Raw genomic sequence first — 19,425 nt, 5'->3', positions numbered from 1 at the left:
CAATAACTCTAGTCAGTTATATTAACAATTTGGAGTACTTATTAATAAATTCCTCGATTTATCTGCTAATCTATAAACAAGATAAAAATATTGTTTTGAATTACCCGAGAAACTAGAACGTTGAATACCTAATAGATATAATAGATACCAGTATTCTTCTTTTTCTTCTTTAGTAGTTAATCGATTAAGGAATGAGGAATAATCTATATCTTCTTGATTTTTTTGACTCAATATTATTCGATACTCACCGATCGATTCTAACTGTTCTGTTCCAAGTATAAAATTTAATAGAGTAGATTTACCGACTCCGTTTTTCCCCTCAATAAAGAATCTTTCAGTTGGATATACGTCTAAGTTGATAGGCTTAAAAAGGGGGACACCCTCTCTTAAAATTGAAAAATCACGAAAGAACAAAACTTGTTTTCTTGGTTGTTTAACATTCATTTTAAGTTCAAATACATTTTCGATATTATTAATAAGACTTTCCTTTTCTTCAATCATTGCGTTTGTTCTTTTTTTGATTGCTTTCGCTCTTTTCATTTGTTTAGCAGCTGATCGCCTTGCTGATGCATCTCTTGTACTATTCTCTTTTTTTATCCCCCAAGTGCTCACTTGTCTTGAAACATCATTAAGACGTTTAATTTCCGATTTTAGTTCGGCATTCTTTTCTTCAGAAAGCAAATCAGTATTTTCTTTTTCGTATTTCCACGTATCCACATTTCCTTTGATCAAGTTAATCGATTCTTTATTAATTGCTAAAACATGATCAACAAATTTATTTAAAAATGACTCATCATGGCTAATAACAATAAATCCCTTTTTCTTTTTTAAGTATTGTCCAACGATTTTTCTGCCATGTAAATCTAAATTATTTGTCGGTTCATCAATTAAAGGAAATGAATTTTCATTCAAAAATAGCTCAATTAGCAAGAGTTTTGTTTGTTCCCCACCACTTAATACACTAAATTTTTTATCTAGTATGTTAGGCGATAAATCCATATAGGCTAACTCACGCTCAATTTGCCAAATATTAATATGTGGGTTTTGTTTTAGTAACACACTTAAAGCGGTTAAATCTTCATGAATGTCCGGATATGATGGGAAGTATTTAAAATCTAATGTTGAATCTATAGATCCATCAAAATCAAGCTGGTTTAAAAGGATTTTTAAAAAAGTTGTTTTTCCTCGACCATTCCTGCCAACAATCCCTAATTTCCAATTTTCATTAATGTTTAAATTTACATTTTTAAAAATCGGTTGGATCATCGATGCGTATTTAAATGTCATATTTGTAATTAGAATATTCCCTGTCATTCAAAACACCTCTAATGAGAGGAAACAAAAAAATCCTCCCTTTTATTTGGAAGGATCAGTCGTTATAAGTAATCATTTATGCATAACAAATACACCTATTTTGAATGTATAAGGTTCTTCGAAATATGATAAATGAGCAGACTAATCCTATTTTGCATGTAAATGTGTATACATTTTTACAATAAATAGAATTAGTTTAACATTGGTCACTCATCATCCCTTCTAAGATATTACAGTAAAAATAGCATAAGGTTATTTAACTGTCAAACTATTATTAGCCTATTCGCAAAATTCAATCAGTTATTATCATACATTCACTCTCAGATATTTCCTCACTCAACTTTTCCAATTTCCTTTGCTACTTTATTTATTCTTTCTAGCATTGGAGGATGGGAATACCGAAACCATTTTACGAGTACTGGAGGGTTCACTTCACTTAATCCTGCCTTTGTAAGTTCTTGAAAAGTGCTGACAGCTGCATCTGGGTCAGCCACTAAACCTATTGCATAAAGATCCGCTCTATTTTCTTGATATCTAGAAAAGTAATTTGACAGTGGACTTGAAACAAATAATAAGATAGAAGAAATAAGTAAAAATAAAGGCAGCGAATGAATAGCATTTATTCGTTTAATTTTTAATATATGTCCAAAATGAGCGATGATCCAAGGCATTAGTTTCCCTATTAACCAGAGACCAACAAGTAAAGTTATGAGATAGCTTGCGATTCCGAAGTATATATGTTTCTCCACATAATGCCCCATTTCGTGTGCCATAATGAAGAGAATTTCATTTTCTGACAAGCGGTTTAAAGTCGTATCCCACAACACTATTCTGGCATTGCTCCCAATACCCGTAACATAAGCGTTTAACGCATTTGTCTTTTCCGCCATATTTACTTCATATACATGCTCAGTTGGAATATCTGCTTGTTCAGCAAGAGAGATAATTTTGGTCTCTAATTCTTTATTTGTTAGCGGATAGAAATCATTATATAAAGGGTCGATTACTACTGGTTTAATAAATAGAAGAAATATGGAGAAAGGTATCATCAATAACCAGGCACTAAGCCACCACTTCTTTATACTTTTATTCATAAGCCAATATAGAAAAGTCACAATAAAGAAAGTTATTCCAAAATTAACCCAAAATTCTATGACATTATCTCGCATCCAAGAGTTAAAGCTTTGGGTACTGATTTCGTAATATTTACTCAAAAAATATTGGTAATAGTTTAATGGAAATAAAGCGATAAACGTAATTAACGATAATAAAAATACATAAATTGCATTTTGAAATATTACCCATTTCTTTTGCAAAGGTAACCATCTTTCAAATGCTAGAGATAGCCCCGTAATCAGTATAAATAAATAAACAAGCCATTCAAACGGAGTTACTACAAAGAAAAGGAAATTCCTAATTTTTGAATATTCCTCACTTAGATACAATTCACGCTCCGACATAAAAACGGACGGATCTGCAACTGTTCCTTTAAAAGCTGCTGGTATACCACCACTATCACTATGAAAGATATAAAAATACATCGCTAATGCATACATTCCAAATAGTACTAGAGCTCTAATACCCCATTTTTTCGTCAATTTCCCTTCGCCTCGATTCACACTCACTTACATTTAGTGTAATCAAAAACAGAAAAGATAGAACCAATTTCTTCAATACTTTCTTCTTACAAAATTTTTTCTCCATTTATTTATTCATTGATTGTAGGTCATTAACCTTAACTTTAACACTCTATTCGTTAAACCTAATACTTCTCGATAAATTGTGAAAACAATTTGGTTTTCTTCTACTGCTTTATTTTATGGACTTTTTTGTGAAAATTGCTAAATTACCAGAAAGTAATAACCCAGTTATAACGAATATGGTTGCTATAAAATCATATTTTGTAATTGTTTCATTTAGAAAAATTGCAGCTAATAAATACCCAAAAACTGGTGTCATAAATAACCAGTTATTAGCCCTTACTGCATCCTGTTTCAACAAGTAAAACCATAGTAACATCGTAACGATTGAAATAATAAACACTAACCAAATTAACGACCCAATTAGATAATAATCCATTTTTATAAAATAACTATCTTTTTCGAGGATATAAGTAATTGGGATTAAAACAACTCCGCCAATCAACACTTGCCATGTATTAATGACAATATTCGGAAGACTTAAATTGGATTTTTTAAAATAAACACTTCCAAGTGACATTGAAACCATTCCTAGTCCTAAAATAAGCAATCCAATTCCTTTTACTTCATTGCTTGTTAAAGAGGGCCAAGTGGCTATTAGTAATCCAATAGAAGCAACAATCATTCCCAACCACTCTTTTAAAGAAACTTTTCTTTTTAGCCAAAGGTAAGAAAGAATAGCAACGATAAAAGGATTTGTTGTAACAAACAAATTAAATATACCAGCGGATACATAGTTCAATGCCCAGAAGGTTGCACCTAAATAAAGTGTTGTGTTCAATAGCCCTAAAACAATTAGCCCTCGCCAGTCCTGCAACTTCGGCCAAGGATATTTTCTATTAATCAAATAAACATAAAGAAAAAGCAAAATTCCCGCGATTAAGAATCGAGTGGTAGCCAATACCATAGGAGTAGTAGAATACAATCCAAACTTTGTTGCTATTGCTGCAGATGACCATAAGAATGTGAAAAATAATGCTATTACTGTTTTCATACTTCCGCTCCTTGCTAAAGATCTTAAACTTAGGCATTATACCAAGCTATTATCTAATTTTCACATAAATTAGATGAGCGTTTTTTCCGAAAATCAGATGTTTTTATCTAAATATCGTATGTGGGTATTCACTAAAAATTTTTGAACATTTTTTTCTAGATTCTCATATTTTTCATTCGAAATTGGCTTGGTGTTATTTCCTCATATTTTTGAAATATTCGTGTTAATGACGATTGATGTTCAAAGCCTACTTGAATAGCAATATGTAAAATCGGTAAATTTGTATTGCAAAGTAATTCTTTTGCTTTATTTATACGTACTTCCTGTATATATGCAGAAGGTGATTTACCGGTTTCTTTAAGAAACCATTCCGAATAATAGGAACGGTTGTAGTTTTCAATTGATGCTAGCTCTTGCACAGTAATATTTTTGTCATAATGTTCATGAATGTACATAATAGATTTAGATTGTTGTTCATGGAATAGATGTCGAGAAATATAGGGATAGAGCTCTTTTAGAGCAGAACCATTTAAAGATTGTTGTTCTATTTCATTCAAAATTAGATATCGAATACTTCTCCATTTGTTATTAACTTGATAGGAGATTACTCTATTCTGTAATTCGCTACCTGTAAACATAAAAGTTGGGATATCTAGTATTATAAACTCGTTTCTTACATCTGAATGAAATGTGTGATCGCAATCAGGTGGAATGAATAATATTGTTTCAGGGTCTAGTAAAAGTTCCGTTGAGCGCGCCTCTATAGAAAGTTTTCCTTCAATAGGTAAGATTAACTGGCCATATGAATGAATGTGATTTTCGCTATAAGATGTATACGTTCTCCGTTCTGCTACAATTTCATTAATTTGTTCCATTACTAACTCCTCCAAACATACATCTTCAACTAGTTCCCTTAACCTTTGATAAAACCTATTAGTTTCGTATATTTTTCATATTATCATAACGCTTTTTTCTCTTCCATTTGTTCAAGAATATAACTGACGGATGCTTACTACTTATTGAATTTATCATAACTATTACAATCACATTACTAATCCACATATTATTTATTACTATGTTCTAAATCTCCGTTCTAATCATAAAATATGTAGATTCTATCTTTTAGAAACTAGTTTTAAAGAATAAGGGGGATAAGAAGATGTATGCCATTCACTTTTTTGAAAATAAAACTCGAGTGTTAAATCAAGCTTTGCGGCGAATTCCTACTATTGATGAGGAAATAAAAATAAAAGGTCGAAAATGCAAAGTGATTAATGTTGAGAAATTGGAAGAAAATATATTTCATGTATATGTTGAGTTTGAAAAAATAGTTGATAAAAATAAAGCTGCTACGAAAGAACTTGGAAAGAAGAAAAAGAGATAATTCTTCAAAAGGATTGTACAAAAAAAGCTTGCCTTTAATTAGCAAAGGACTTCACATTTGAAGTCCTTTTAGGTTGTAGACAAAGTCATTTTTGATTGGTATCTCTTCAGACTGTCTTGAAAACGCTTGTCAGTCGAGGCGCGCTAGCACGAGGCGGAAGCGAATAGAACTAAAGTTCATGAGCTTACAACGAAGTGCAAGCAACGAAGAATGCGAGCGTTTGTCAACAGTCTGAAAGGACTTCACATTTGAAGTCCTTTTCTTTATCTCGAATAACCCAATACCTTTCCATGTATTCTTTCGACTGGTAACAAACCGAAATCTTTGCTGTCTGTCCCCCTCCACCACTGATCAACTAATACAAAAATCGTGCCCTCTTCTACTTTAATGGGATTTAGATCTGTTTTAAAGTAACTTTTCACCCAATCAATATCCTCTACTTGGCTTAGATCTGCTTTTTCGAAATACTCCTCTTCTGTAGCTCCAGTAATTGTTGCCTCTCCATAAAAAGTATCTAATTTTTTATTATTTATATATACGTGACCATACTTGATCATGACTGACTCTCCAGGACATCCGACTACTCTTCCTAAATAATTTGCTGGAATCATTGAATTTTCCGTGAATTTTTTGAAAGTGAAAAAGCTACTTCTATGTTACAAGAAGCAACTCCATACTACTTTATTATTAATCAACATTCCAAAATATATGGAAGAACTACATAGATCTAAATGGGCTATCACCTGATTTTATCTCTTTTTAAAGACTTTTTTTACGTAAAATTTGAGTTTTGAACATTGAGGGTATTTTAATATTTTGCGAAATTAATGCTAAGAAAGTGAAACTTATCACGTTAGTCCAAGTTCATTTATATTTTTGACATAACATATTTTTAAGGATGTATTCTAGTAATCCTTAATCTTAATGTAGGAGGTGAAAATATATGAGTGAAGAATTATATAATGGAAACTATAGCGGTGGCAGTAAAATGAATTCAAGCTTTGCATTGATTGTCGTATTGTTTATTCTCCTTATCATCGTAGGTGCTTCTTTTATGAGTAGTTACTAATCTCTATGTGGTGAATAATATTTAATATTTTTCACTCCATTAAGTATTACCACCACGAATAATAAGGATAATGGGCAGGTTCAAGCAATCTGCCCATTATTATCAATAATTTGCTTGGAGAAAGATATGAGAACAATATGTTGGAATTGTTTAGAATGAATTCAAAGAATACTCGAACTTCAGAAAGGGGTGATATTATGGAACCGTTTGTTATGAGAAATATGGGCCGTCGGGTTATGATGAGAGATAGAATGGGTAGAAGACAGATCGGAATGATAGATGGGATAGTCCCAGGAAGAGGAATGTTTATACGAAATCGCTTTAGAAGAGAATTTTTTCCTTTCTTCTTTATCACAACTCTATTTTTAATATAAAATTAAGATAGAATCCGATTAGTACCTCTACTTCACACAATATTACTAATTCAAAATCAAATCCTTTCACCTACAACTATGTTGTTCTTTTATTGAACATGGTTGTAGGTGAATAAAACTTGGCGCACGTCATTGTGGTACATTACATTTATTAAAATAATCCAAAGTGTTAATTATATTCGGTACAAGACTTTGCGAAATTATTAATGAACTTTTTTATGAAAGAAAAATTTTAATGAATAGAAGATGGAATCATTACATAACCTATAAACTTGATTTACCCTCGTGATTCGTTTTCTTAAACTAGAGAAACCTTTATAGTTGTTTTAAAAAAAGTCGATTCCCTCTTTGGTTAAAGGGATTCGACTTTTTTAGATTTAAATTTATTTTGTTTTGTCAGCTAATTCTTCCAATGCATTAGTAAGTTGATCATTCAATGTTTTTAATGCGTCTTTATCAAGTTCAGAAGCTTCTGTTCCTGCAATCGTTGGGTCAAGATAGTTTTCAATTTTATCATAAAGATCCTTATTATCTTTTTTTACATCATCTTCAAATGTTTTCCATTGATCTTCTAATTTTGGACCAACTTCTTTCACCTTTTCTTGGTCTCCATTATTAATTGCTTTTGACAATTGATTAGTAGTATCTAACATTTTATTGACACCTTCAGAAACCTTACTATTATTGGAACCACATCCTGCTAATAATAATAGACTTCCAAGAGCTATTGTTAAAAACTTTGATGTTACCTTTTTCATATTCAATTCCTACTCTCTTTTTAACTATTATTGTTTGTTGAAATCACTTTTTTTACTTTAATTTGTTTAAATAAAATGATACTTACTGCCCCTATTACTAAAATCACTTGAGGTATAGTGCTTTCCCATGAAGGATATAGAGCGAAAAAATTTAAACTTGGTATATTTGGAGCATTAGTAGTTGGAATTAATCCAGCTAATTGCAAGCTATGTATACCCATACCAGTAAATTTAACACAAAGGTAAAAAACAATCACACTAGAGACCATGAAGAATGGTCGAAGTGGTAATTTCAACCCAACAAATATCATCAAATAGGCTAAAATTCCAAGTATTACTGCACCTATTAGAAAGCCTAACAAAAGTGATTGTAACTTTATTTGACTTGCCATACCAATATAGAACAAGACCGTTTCTGTTCCTTCACGAAATACTGCTAGAAAGGCTAGAACACCTAAAGAAACGAGCTTTCCAGTTGTTAATGCTGTTTGGCTTTTTTCACGAATATAGCGATTCCAATCCGCGATATTCGATTGACTATGAAGCCAATAACTCATATATAATAACATTACAGCTGCAAATACCCCAGTCCATCCAGCAATTAGAGCATTATTATTACCAAATGCACCTGATGAAATCACAAACTTAACAATGAGAGCAAGAATTATACTAACTCCCAAGCCTCCAAGTACTCCAGACCAAATCCATCCTTTTCCTCTTGTCTCGCCTGATTTGTTTACGAAGGACATAAGAGCAATTACAACAAGTAATGCTTCTAAACCTTCACGAATGAGAATCATAGCTGCATCCCAATACGTGTATTCAGATTTGTTAGCTAATGGAGTTAGATATTCTACCATATTATTAATAACCTTATTAGCCTGCTCATATTCAGGAGGATTGGCCGAAAGCATTGCTTGAACTGTTACCAAGTCTCTTTCTGAATCATTATAAACTGAAGCTGATTGCGCAACAACGATTCCCTCTACACTTAACCAGCTATTACTAGCACTTTTAATGTTCTCAATAGCAAGACCTTGATTTTTTTCACTTATTTCTTTTTTGGTTTGTTGAAGAATTAGAATAAAATCATCTAAAGAAATGTCTTCTTTCTTAAAACCAGAATCTTTTGGATACCCTCCGTTAGCTACTTTTTCATTTACATCTTTTAAACCCTGTAGAGCCACTAAAACTTGGTCCTCTTTTTTTATAGTAAAGGCATAAACTACCTTTCCCATATTCGATTCAATATCTCGATATGCACCAACTGAATCAGCCTTGATCCCTTCCTCAATCTCTCGCCAGGTTTTATTAAATTCATCATAAGCTTTTTTTGCTTCTAGAAGATCCCCTTTCGAAGCAAGATCAATCGCTTTATCAATTGATTCCTCAGCTTTCTTTATATCTTCACTTGTATTTCCAGTTGCTAATGCAGGTGTATGTAAAACGAATCCAAATATTAATAGAAGGATTGAAATCTTGAATAATAGATTTTTGCCCATAAGCTAACTCCTAAGCTATATTAGTTTAATTGATAACGATTTTCAATATCGCTTATCCATTTATTATTCTATTTTAAATGATAATGATTGTCAATTAAAATTTTATATATTGCTACTAAACGTGAATTGGAATGTAACCTTTCCACAGCAGCATAAACTTTCATAATTCGCAGTCCATAGTATATTTAGCATGTGTTTTTTATTTCATTATTGTTTTGGTATAAAAGTTGTTGGTTCAAATGCAATTGCGGAAGAAATAGAAATTGCGCGATAAATGCGGTTATATTACTATTTCTTTACACTAAAAAACGACCAGCTCATTTAGGAGAAGGTCGTTTTTTTAGAAGAGAAGATACTTAATGAGATAGTATAGATATTATTTTTACCTTCTTAATTAATAATCTCTCTAAAATCGTTGATAAAATAGACAAATAAATTGCCCTACGACTAAAAAGCGATGTTGTCAAAGCTATCTCGATTAATTCAAATAATCTACTTCATTTTTGTTTAGTATCTCATAAGAGTTGCTCCGACAATAATTAATAAGATAAACAATACTACAATCAATACGAAGGTCGACCCGTTGTTACTGTACCCACCATATGAATATTCACCACAACCATACATAATATACTCACTCCTTTCCTAATGATATTTATAGATTATGAAAAGATTATGTTATTGAATAGGTAATTTATCATGTATTGAAGAACTTAATAGTTAGGGTTGTTGGTGCAAATTTAAACTAACGCGGAATTGACTTTCATGTAAAATAATAAAGCCCTACCCACAATTAAGTGAGTAGGACTTTCTTAATTTTTTTTTGTATTTCAACATTTTTAATAGTTGCTTTTACAATGGTTTGAATTGCCTTTCCCTATGCAAAAATAGTATTTATTCCCATATAATCGTCCTATAATTCATCTTTCCAATTAGAACAGTACAGGTGAATATTCAACCGTTTGGATAGACAATTTTCATATCAGGTAATTTGCAAATCCAGTATTCAAGTCTCCTGAAGTTAGATTATCTGCTGGTATTTTGGTTATTGTGCAAGTAATGCTAACTTGCTTTTAGATGGTGTTTCGTATTTTATATTTGAGGACTTCTGAATGTAACTTCCCCCACCCACACCATATAAACCGCCATGATTACTATTATAACTATAGACTCGGTATTCTTCGCCTTTTTTCAAAGTACGGACAGTAGTCAATGAACCGTTACTATCCATTTTTACTAAATTCGTATTGGATAGAATAGTAACTTTACCTATTTGCCCTAATTTTAGTTCTGTTTTTCCCCACATAACTTTTATTACAGTGGGTACAGCCAACTTATTCGTAATGTAAGCAGAGGAAATATAACCTACTACCTTATGATCTTCCGTTTTAACTGGATACCATACAAATTGGTTTATACTTGTCACAGACTGATCAAACAAGAAATTACCATCTATAATTAAGGTAGTATTCTTTGATAGAGATTTTGCAACTGAAGAAGTACTTGGTTGTGACCTTAGCTTTACAGTGTCTTTTGTTAATAATACTTTGTCTCCTTTTTGAAAGTGATATGCTGAAGTATGCATTTGATCCGTTAATGTATATTCCATGGTTCTGAATATAATATTTTCACTACTGTTAGGATCATATTCAAAGTCAACTCCATTAAAGGGAAACTGCCCTAATTTTGTATCGTTTATGTAACTATCTTTTTCTATAAAAGCAAAAACTTTTTCTTGATAGGCATCTAAATTCTTTAATCCACTTGACTGATAAAGAGGACTGTTACTAGGCTTTGTACCGTTATAAGCCATGACGGGAAAGTACCAATTTTCGATTATTTCTCGTCCAGACCCTTTTATTTTAGGCAAATCTGTACGACGATACATGCTACTAAGTATTTCAAGGCCAGATTGAATATTGTAGTAGATATCGTATTTCAATTTCTCTTGATCATAGTTTGGTTGATTGGTAATTTGCATAAGACCGATCCCTTTGTCTTTTGAGATTATAGGTTGGCCATTCTCATCAAATTGTTTCCAAGCCCCATTTTCTTTTGAAGCCACAGCTTTTACAACTTCCGGAGGGATTTTTGCTTCTAAAGCCGCATTCGTAAGTAAGCAGTTCATATGCTGAAAAGTGGGATTTTGATTTGGCTTAATTTCACCATATGATGAACATTTAGAGATAAATGTTGATTCAGCGGAAGCTTCTTCATAAGTCCAAATCAGAAGTATTATGCAAGTTAAAAAGCCTGCTTTCATTATGATAGATTTCATTTATTCATTCTCCAATCATTTAATTTTTTATATTTATAGTATATTTTACCATAGATTAATATTTTATATAGTCCGGAACTTTCTCATGTACATTTCATATGCATGGAGATTTGGATGTTTCTATATAAGACTTGTTGTTGAAAGAAATAAAATATATATACATCCTTATACAAGTAAAAATTGTACATTTATAGAGTCAATTTTATGTTAACTTTTGTTGATTGGTGCGGATTATCAAAATGGATATACTATAAAACATTCCAAAATAAAAGTTTGGTAAATTGCAAAGCCACCTAAATCGTTGTATTACCAACGTTCTAGGTGGTTCTCATTATTTTATCAAATAAACTTAAAGCTAATAAGGATTCCATTTATTTCAATCTGAACGGTCCAAGGTTACTTATTTTGTATAAAAATATTAAATTTAACAGAACCTTATCGAATAGGATTCTCAAAGTTCCAGTTAGTATAAATTACTTCTGCAATAACTGGATCTGCGGACGTAACTTCCGTAAAACCGCCTATTAAATTGCCCACTCTAAATGTAGGCTCAAATAACTGTTCTTCCTTAGGAGGTGCAGTTGGACCATCTATCCCCAATTTTGTTTCATCTGTAACCACTACTTTCATTCCGTTATCCAACGTAAAGCTCAGTCCATCTTTTCCAACTTCTGTTATGATTCCTTCGATATTTAGCATTACACTTGTAGCAGGACCTGAATTATCCACCACAATTCTTTCCGTCAAATCTAACGCTGAATCGTTGTTTGAATTTGTTATAGCAACTACAGCAATTACAGTACAAGCTACTAAACTTCCAACCAATAATCTTATATTTTTCATATTAACCCTCTTTTCTTGTTTATATTCAATCATCTCTTTAAGCATTTTGCTCTTAAATTCTTCGGAAGCATGAATCTGCCTCATCACTTTCTTATAAGCATTCATCATACTTAACTCCCTTCTTCTAAAATAATTTTTAACTTTATTCGTACCCTTCTCAGTTTTGAACCTACCGTGTTTATTTTCATCTCTAATAGATTTGCAATTTCTGCAGTAGTGTAGCCTTCGTAATAATGTAAGTAAACAATTGCTCTCTCTTGGTGATCTAACTCAAAAATCTCAGGGAGAACAAACTGGTCCTCTTTTGCAATAAACGTCATCTCTTCTGTTATTGGTACCGTCTTCTTGAAGCGTGAAGACTTAAAGTAATCCTTGCATTTATTAAAAGTCACTTTGATGAGCCAAGCCTTTAAATGTACTTCATTATCGAAGGGCTTTTTCTGTCTCATAAGTGTCATATAGACCTCTTGAACAATATCCTCCGCCTCAGACATATTTTTTGTCTGATGCACAGCAATTCGTATTAAGGTGTCGCTAAAAGTTTGAACAATCTCATGAACACGTAAGCCGGCGAACGTTTTCATAACCACCCTCCTTTCATACATAATACGATTCATTTTCGTATATTCGTGCATCAGAAAAATTTTTCCGAGAATTAAAATAGATTTGTTGTTCATTTATGACAAACATTAATAGAAAAAAGAGAAAGAACTCATCAGTAATAGATAAGTCCTCTCTCCTTTTAAAGGTGAAGTGTTTTCTATTTTTGTATTTTATACATCTTACAGTGCTGAAAATTTAAACAAAATGAGTATTTATCAATCTATAAGCAAGCAACTTAAATTATGAAACTGGACATTTTGAATACCCTCTTTTTAACTTTAGTAATGAAAATAAACCAAAACTATGCAACTCTGTATAAAAAGCTGCATAATATCGGCCTAAGGATTTTATTTGTTATAGAAGTTTGGCTTTTCGTTACATTAACAGAGCCTTTCTAATTAAAAATTATAGGAAAAGTAAATGTAACGAAAGCTGCCCAAAGTCCGTAGACCGGCAAATACTTAGTAACGGCATCTTGGATAGTTGATGGTCCGGATTTGTTTTGTAGAAAACGCATATAGGAGAGCATAATCCAAATTAGATTTGCCCATATAAGTACGTTTACTCCTAAAACAGCAAGTCTATTAGGCGTAATCCCATAAGAAGAAAGTCTGAACAATATGGCTGACAAAGCTACACTGTCAATGATAAGAGCAAGAACAATTAAGGCAAAATTTATATAATCTGAAATATTCTTTTTCTCTTCTGAGTCGCTCTCGATAATGGAAAATATGGTAACGGCCAATACACCAAGGAGTATTCCGTTGAAGGCTATCAGGAAATTGCGGTCCAAGAATGGATTTTTTCCGACCCATATAACCGTTATAAGATAGACCAACAATGTGACCAGAACAAGAGGACTAAAAATTTTAGCTAAATATGGTGTAATATTCTTAGCAAGTTTAAGATTCATTGATACCAGGTATACAGCCACAATAGCGAGAGCGGCAGCACCAAATAAAACGACATTACTAAAATAGAAGTCTTCTATATCCAAGCCAACAAAGCTAAATAACTGCATGGTTAATGCTGCTAGTACCATTCCGCTAACTGCCATGCTGGCATAGAGAATACAATATTCCAAATTAAATTTAATATAGGCTAATCTTGTACTGCCTTTTGAATATTCATTTCCTGTAAAAGCAAGCCCTACCAATACCCATAAGAATATGGGAAGGTGTAAATAAGCAAGGAAAATACTGTCTTTATAATTTAATGGCAGCATATTAAGATAAAACCCGGAAATTAGAAACAACGCTGCAAGAAAATAAATAACACTTTTTTTCGGAGTATTATTGTAAACAAAATAGGTAGCAATAAAGGGAATTATACCAAAAGCCAGATTAATTGGAGCAATTGCTTCCTGTTCGACAAAATGGAAAATGATCCTGGTGCTTATTCCTGCTAGAATGGCTAAAATGCCCATGAATATGAAACCTTTTTGAAGCAAGGAAGATTTTTCTGAATTTGCCGTCTCCTTGAAATGCAATCTTTCATACCATACACCAAGAACCTGAGAATCAGGATTTTGTTCCCATGCTTGTGAGAATGACTTTTTAAAAGCTTTCGGGTCTTTTCTATACAATCTCTCCAGCTCATGATGGTTAGCAATATTTTCAATAATTAAATTGTTAATGTCCATAGTTATACCTCCCCTAATAATTGTTATATTAAGTTTCCTCCACAATGTTTAACTGTCTTCGTCACTTTTGTATTCTAAAATATCTCCAGGCTGACATTCTAAAGCTTTACAAATTGCTTCTAAAGTGGATAATCGAACCGCTTTTGCCTTTCCATTTTTCAATATAGAAAGGTTTGCCATTGTTATTCCAACCTTCTCCGAAAGTTCTGTTACGCTCATTTTCCTTTTTGCTAACATCACATCAATATTGATAATAATTGCCATTGTTATTCACCTCAGACCGTTAAATCATTTTCTGATTTGATATTAATTGCTTCTTGTAAAAGTTTTTGGAGAACAGCCGCAAAGACTGCGATAACCATCGAAGCAAAAGGAACAACCAATCCGACTAAGATAACTCCTGGTGCGTCGTCTATTTCCGCAAAGATATAGAAGAGCGGCCAAACTAGCACATGCAAAATACTGATTGTGTTGGCACAGTATTTGATTTTCTTTAAAGCTTTTACAGATAAGTCGGAGAAAGCTTTATTATTGTCAATATAGCGTAAGAGTTTGAAAGCCTGATACAAAGCAAAGTAAAAAGGTATCGCCGATGCATCAAAAGCGATGAAAACGAGATATTTTATAAAAGCAAACTCTGGAAGCAATTTTGCTGCAAGATTTGCCATCTCCGGCACCAATAAGATGCACAGAGCAAGAACTGGGACTCCTAAAAAAATAACAGCTATTTTTAAAAACAACGTTGTTACTTTTTCCATAAAAAAGCACCTCACTCATTTATTCTGATTTTGATTTTAATACATAATTTATCGTTTTACAATAAATTTTTATTAATTTGAGTAACATTTTTATTGTAGGTTTTTGTTTTAAGCAAAAATAAAAAGCATTTCTTATTCAAAGAAATGCTCTATACTTTAAACCATTAAATTTTTTGAAGATAGCTACTTCTTTTCCCCTAAATTTCACAGAAAATCCTAAGTTTTTTCGACAAATTACCTAATCTTCCTTTACCTAGGTTATTGGTTCATTTTCTTCGATTCAAGTATTTTTCTTGATTCCACCAAATACTGCGGCGCATCCAAGGGGTTTCCTGGGATGATCTCAATGATGCACAGCCGGTTATGACATTCCGTTTCCGCTTGTTTCATTGCTCGATCCAACTCTTCAACGGTCTTCACGGTAGCAGTATAAGCGTCCCCGCCAAATGCAGCTGGCAGTTTGGTATAATCCCATTTGGGAATGACATTGTATTTCTGGTTCAAGGTGTTTACGTTTAGATACTTTTCAACAACATATTGTCCATTGTTTAATATAAAGAGGATTGGCTTGTAATTGTGTTCCAACATAGTACTGATTTCCTGTGCGGTCACCTGGAGGGAACCGTCTCCCGTAAATAGCAGAACTCTCCGGTCTGGTGCTGCGACACAGGCACCAAAAGCTGCAGGGGTGGCGTATCCAATAGATTGCCAGCCACCTTGTGTGACATACGTTACATTTTTTCGCAGCCTGACCTGTGAAAACCCGTTTTGCAAGGTACCAGTTTCCACAACAATCACATCGTTGTCCTTGATAAACTGTTGAAACATTGGATAATAGTTTGCTGCCACCAATGCGTCGTTAGGCTGTCCCAGTGTCTGGCTATAAGTAAATATGGCTTGGTTGACCGGGCTACTTTGTTTGGCATTCAATTGCATAAGCGAGTTTATCATATCAGTTGCCAATATATTCTGATACATTGCTTCCCCTATTACTACGCTGTTAGGCTGAATTTGAATCGTCTTCGTAAATTCCATTTTGGCCGTAAAGTTTGCCGTATTGGTATCAGCCCAAACCAACCCAACCGCAATTACACATTGTGCATTTTCTACTGTATTTTGTACAGATTGCTCTCCACAACTCCCTGCGTAAACGCCGATATAATTGGGATGTGTTTCATCAAACGAACCTTTTCCGTAAACAGTAGACGCAACAGGTATATTCATTGTTTCAACCAATTGTTGCACTAGCTTCTCTAGATGAAAACGCATTACCTTAACATCTGCTAGCAGGACTGTATTATTACTTTGATTTAGAAGTTGTTTGGCATGTGCTACCGCCTGCTGTATAGACGTTTTGCTAGTAACTGCGGTCGTCATTTCCGCAGTGCTGACTGCTATTTCCTTAGACAGTAAATCATTTGCAATCATTATATATACAGGCTTCTTTTTTGTTTGCGCGATATTTAAGGCTTTCGGGATTTCGTCCGATGCGTTTTCCAATGTAACGGAGGTTGTATAGGCGGAAATTGGTTCATATACCTGTTGAAACGTCTGGAAATTTCCATCCATCAGAGAGTGGTGCATAAACTTATGTCCTTTTTGGGAAGGAGTTGGTGGCGCACCCACGATATGAACAACAGGGACACTTTCGCTATTTGATCCTGCAAAAGCGTTACAGGCACTGAGTTCGCCAACTCCGAACGTAGTAACTAGTGCGGCGATTCCTTTCAAACGCGCATATGCATCGGCGGAATAACCGGCATTTAATTCATTCCTATTGCCTATAAAGGTAATCTCTGGATGCTTCTCAAATTCATCCAAAATGGTAAAGTTGTAATCTCCAGCTACACCAAAAACCTCTTTAATACCTGCCTGGCTTAGACAACGGCATAAAAAATTGCCTAATGTTATTTTTTCCAATGTGTAAAACTCCTCTCAAATGTTTCAATGATTAAAATTCCCAACTCATAGCTTTTTATGTCTGGCGATTAGCGCATCATTTTAGTCTTAACTAGTGGTTTGGTAAATAATTAAATAAGCCGTTTAACATATTAGACATGTCCCAAATGTTAAACAGCTTGTTACTGAAATTATAAATTTTTATTTTAGATAAAACCTATCCTCTGATTTTATGCTCTAAATTTGAATTATGAAATTGATTCATATAGTAAAAAAACAACTGGTTTTACAAATGTATAATTCTCTTCATTTAACTAATTTGCCTCGTTATATGAATAAGAAAAAGAGCTGTCTAAATAGCTCATTGATCCTCAACTAGAACCACTGTTAGTTGAATATAAAGAGCATGGTTCAATAGTGAATGGTGCCAGGTTCTCGTTGAATTTAATTTATTTTGGAACCTGATACCACAAAAAATATATTTTGACATTGTGGGAAAGTTGGTGTACAAATTACTTTAGACTTTAAACAGAAGGAGGATACATATGGAGTATCGTTCAATTGAAGTCAACGGCGGCACACTTGCTTACGCTGACTACGAAGGATCAAAAGGTGTCATTATCGCTGTTCATGGCTTAACAGGAAATAATAAACAACTACATTATTTTGCTGAATTACTTAAGGACGATTATCGATTTATTTCTGTCGACTTACGAGGTCGTGGCTCAAGTTCCGCTGCTCCGGAGAATACAGGTATCGAGCAACATACGCAAGATATCATTGCGTTAATCGATGCATTAAACATTCAGAATCCAATTTTAATGGGCTACTCAATGGGTGGATTCATTATGGCAAATGTCGCTAGTAAACGCAAGGACGTGAAAGGTGTTATTTTACTTGATGGTGCTGCCAACTGCACAGATCATCAACGACAAATTGTGGAGCCTTCTCTTGGCCGGATTAGTAAACATTACGATACTGCGGAAGCCTATTTGGAAGAAATCAAAAAAATCTATAGCAATCTTGGAGTAGTTTGGGATGATCATATGGAAAGTGTTGGTCGCTATGAGATAGCAGAAGTGGATGGTCATTGGGAGAATAAATCGGATGAAACTAAAATTCGCCAAGACTTCCAAAGCTTCTATGATTACAAACCAGCTGAAGTGTTTGCTGGGGTAGAATGTCCAGTGTTACTAGTACATTCAACCGGTGGTATCGGTGCTATGCCAGCTTTATTTTTAGCTGAATCGTATATAGAAACACAGCAATACGCAAAAAATATCCATAAAATTACAACTGATAGTAATCACTATACACTTGTTTTCGAGGAACGTAGCGATGTAAACCCTACAATAAAGGATTTTGTAAAAAAATTATAAAAAAAGGTTGAAATTTGTCGGATTTTATGTGAATAATTAGTTAATCATAATTTTAAAGCCTATCAGGTGGCAACAGAGAAATGATCTTTCTTTGTTTTTCCCCACTTGACTGTTGGCCTCATTACTCTCAAATGACACTTATGTTATGTGTTTATGGGCGTAGTGTGGCCTTTTTATTATTTAAAAAGGAGCGAATATGATATGTCAACTGGATTAGATTACTTTAAAAAAGTTTACGATGATGTACCAGGTTGGGTTCAAAAAATGCATGATTACAATCCGGCAATGCTAGATCATTACACTGCATTACGTGGTGCAGCAATGGCTGAAGGAGTACTTTCGGTAAAAGAAAAAGATATTTTACTAGTTGGTATTAACTCTGCTCGACATTATGCACGAAGCATGGTTTATCACACAAAAGGTACAATTGATGGTGGTGCTTCGCTTGAAGAATTAGTTGAGTATTTACTTGTAGCCTATAACTACGGTGGAGAAAAAGCATTACAAATTGGTCTTCAATCCTTTGAATATGCACTTGAACTAACTGGCACCCAATCTGAGAAAATTTCACACGATTCAACAGCTACAGATATTGTACGTTATTATGCACAATTCGCTTCAACTGATGATGGTAAAGCTTACTATGAACAGCTCCTTTCTCTTTTTGTGTCAGGAAATGAAAACGCTTTAACTGATAAATTACTAGCATCAAACGTAGTGGATGAACAAATGAAATACATTTTAATGACAGGCATTTACACGACTGTTTTAAAAAATACAGAAACAGATTACTGGGCTAAAAAAACTCGTGAAAAAGGAGTAGATGAGCCCCGCTTAGCTGAACTTGGATACATTTGTCTTTTAACAGCTGGTATCCCTTCCTGGTTTGAAATTAGTGACGCACTTATCCAAAAATAACGGAGTGAAA

Annotated in this window: 19 protein-coding genes and 1 pseudogene; 5 read left to right on the top strand and 15 right to left on the bottom strand. The window is 33.4% G+C overall.

Features of this window, described 5'->3' with window-relative positions:
* Positions 1-21: 21 nt before the first annotated feature.
* The 4 genes from ACTSKG_RS02835 to ACTSKG_RS02820 form a co-directional block, all read right to left on the bottom strand.
* Positions 22-1,314: an ATP-binding cassette domain-containing protein gene (locus ACTSKG_RS02835; RefSeq protein WP_464756639.1), complete on the bottom strand. Its 1,293-nt coding sequence runs from the start codon at positions 1,312-1,314 to the stop codon at positions 22-24.
* Positions 1,315-1,646: 332 nt separating this feature from the next.
* Entirely contained in the window at positions 1,647-2,912 is a 1,266-nt protein-coding gene (locus ACTSKG_RS02830) for a M48 family metallopeptidase (protein ID WP_464756638.1), read from the bottom strand.
* Positions 2,913-3,126: 214 nt separating this feature from the next.
* A complete protein-coding gene (locus ACTSKG_RS02825; protein WP_464756637.1) occupies positions 3,127-4,008 on the bottom strand; it encodes a DMT family transporter in 882 nt (293 codons plus the stop codon).
* Between the two features lie 155 nt (positions 4,009-4,163).
* A complete protein-coding gene (locus ACTSKG_RS02820; protein ID WP_464756636.1) occupies positions 4,164-4,883 on the bottom strand; it encodes a helix-turn-helix transcriptional regulator in 720 nt (239 codons plus the stop codon).
* Between the two features lie 284 nt (positions 4,884-5,167).
* Here ACTSKG_RS02820 and ACTSKG_RS02815 point away from each other — a divergent pair, with 284 nt between their 5' ends.
* Positions 5,168-5,392: a hypothetical protein gene (locus ACTSKG_RS02815; RefSeq protein WP_464756635.1), complete on the top strand. Its 225-nt coding sequence runs from the start codon at positions 5,168-5,170 to the stop codon at positions 5,390-5,392.
* A gap of 263 nt (positions 5,393-5,655) precedes the next feature.
* Here the strand turns inward: ACTSKG_RS02815 and lepB are convergent.
* Positions 5,656-6,021: pseudogene (lepB, locus tag ACTSKG_RS02810) on the bottom strand (signal peptidase I); the annotation flags it as partial.
* Between the two features lie 314 nt (positions 6,022-6,335).
* On the opposite strand from lepB, the gene ACTSKG_RS02805 reads away from it, so the two are divergent.
* Together ACTSKG_RS02805 and ACTSKG_RS02800 are read left to right on the top strand one after the other, a co-directional pair.
* Positions 6,336-6,461, top strand: coding sequence for a YjcZ family sporulation protein (locus ACTSKG_RS02805; protein ID WP_464756634.1), 126 nt, complete (start codon positions 6,336-6,338; stop codon positions 6,459-6,461).
* A gap of 197 nt (positions 6,462-6,658) precedes the next feature.
* Positions 6,659-6,835, top strand: a complete 177-nt coding sequence (locus tag ACTSKG_RS02800) for a hypothetical protein (protein ID WP_464756633.1) — start codon at positions 6,659-6,661, stop codon at positions 6,833-6,835.
* Between the two features lie 383 nt (positions 6,836-7,218).
* Here ACTSKG_RS02800 and ACTSKG_RS02795 read toward each other — a convergent pair whose 3' ends face one another.
* The 10 genes from ACTSKG_RS02795 to ACTSKG_RS02750 all read right to left on the bottom strand — a co-directional run bounded on the left by ACTSKG_RS02795 (position 7,219) and on the right by ACTSKG_RS02750 (position 17,139).
* Positions 7,219-7,593: a hypothetical protein gene (locus tag ACTSKG_RS02795; protein WP_464756632.1), complete on the bottom strand. Its 375-nt coding sequence runs from the start codon at positions 7,591-7,593 to the stop codon at positions 7,219-7,221.
* A gap of 20 nt (positions 7,594-7,613) precedes the next feature.
* On the bottom strand, positions 7,614-9,095 hold the full coding sequence (locus ACTSKG_RS02790; protein ID WP_464756631.1) for an FTR1 family iron permease: 1,482 nt from the start codon (positions 9,093-9,095) through the stop codon (positions 7,614-7,616).
* 507 nt (positions 9,096-9,602) lie between these two features.
* Positions 9,603-9,722, bottom strand: coding sequence for a YjcZ family sporulation protein (locus tag ACTSKG_RS02785; protein ID WP_464756630.1), 120 nt, complete (start codon positions 9,720-9,722; stop codon positions 9,603-9,605).
* 418 nt (positions 9,723-10,140) lie between these two features.
* Positions 10,141-11,373 carry a transglycosylase SLT domain-containing protein gene (locus ACTSKG_RS02780; protein WP_464756629.1) on the bottom strand — a complete coding sequence of 411 codons (1,233 nt, stop codon included), beginning with the start codon at positions 11,371-11,373 and terminating at the stop codon, positions 10,141-10,143.
* Positions 11,374-11,808: 435 nt separating this feature from the next.
* The gene (locus ACTSKG_RS02775; protein WP_464756628.1) at positions 11,809-12,321 is read right to left on the bottom strand and encodes a hypothetical protein; all 513 of its coding nucleotides are present in this window, start codon (positions 12,319-12,321) and stop codon (positions 11,809-11,811) included.
* Positions 12,322-12,326: 5 nt separating this feature from the next.
* Positions 12,327-12,800, bottom strand: a complete 474-nt coding sequence (locus tag ACTSKG_RS02770) for an RNA polymerase sigma factor (protein WP_464756627.1) — start codon at positions 12,798-12,800, stop codon at positions 12,327-12,329.
* 413 nt (positions 12,801-13,213) lie between these two features.
* Positions 13,214-14,461, bottom strand: a complete 1,248-nt coding sequence (locus tag ACTSKG_RS02765) for a DUF4153 domain-containing protein (protein WP_464756626.1) — start codon at positions 14,459-14,461, stop codon at positions 13,214-13,216.
* Between the two features lie 48 nt (positions 14,462-14,509).
* A complete protein-coding gene (locus ACTSKG_RS02760) occupies positions 14,510-14,725 on the bottom strand; it encodes a helix-turn-helix domain-containing protein (protein ID WP_078408826.1) in 216 nt (71 codons plus the stop codon).
* An 11-nt stretch (positions 14,726-14,736) separates the two neighbouring features.
* Complete coding sequence (locus tag ACTSKG_RS02755) at positions 14,737-15,219, bottom strand: DUF2975 domain-containing protein (protein WP_464756625.1); 483 nt, start codon at positions 15,217-15,219, stop codon at positions 14,737-14,739.
* Positions 15,220-15,477: 258 nt separating this feature from the next.
* Positions 15,478-17,139, bottom strand: coding sequence for an alpha-keto acid decarboxylase family protein (locus tag ACTSKG_RS02750; protein ID WP_464756624.1), 1,662 nt, complete (start codon positions 17,137-17,139; stop codon positions 15,478-15,480).
* Between the two features lie 524 nt (positions 17,140-17,663).
* On the opposite strand from ACTSKG_RS02750, the gene ACTSKG_RS02745 reads away from it, so the two are divergent.
* Positions 17,664-18,497 (top strand): alpha/beta fold hydrolase, encoded by an 834-nt coding sequence (locus ACTSKG_RS02745; RefSeq protein ID WP_464756623.1) that lies wholly within the window; start codon positions 17,664-17,666, stop codon positions 18,495-18,497.
* 201 nt (positions 18,498-18,698) lie between these two features.
* Complete coding sequence (locus ACTSKG_RS02740) at positions 18,699-19,415, top strand: carboxymuconolactone decarboxylase family protein (RefSeq protein ID WP_464756622.1); 717 nt, start codon at positions 18,699-18,701, stop codon at positions 19,413-19,415.
* Positions 19,416-19,425 lie beyond the last annotated feature (10 nt).

The organism is Psychrobacillus syltrankelensis, from assembly GCF_055454035.1.
This window is presented reverse-complemented; position numbering and strand designations above follow the sequence as displayed.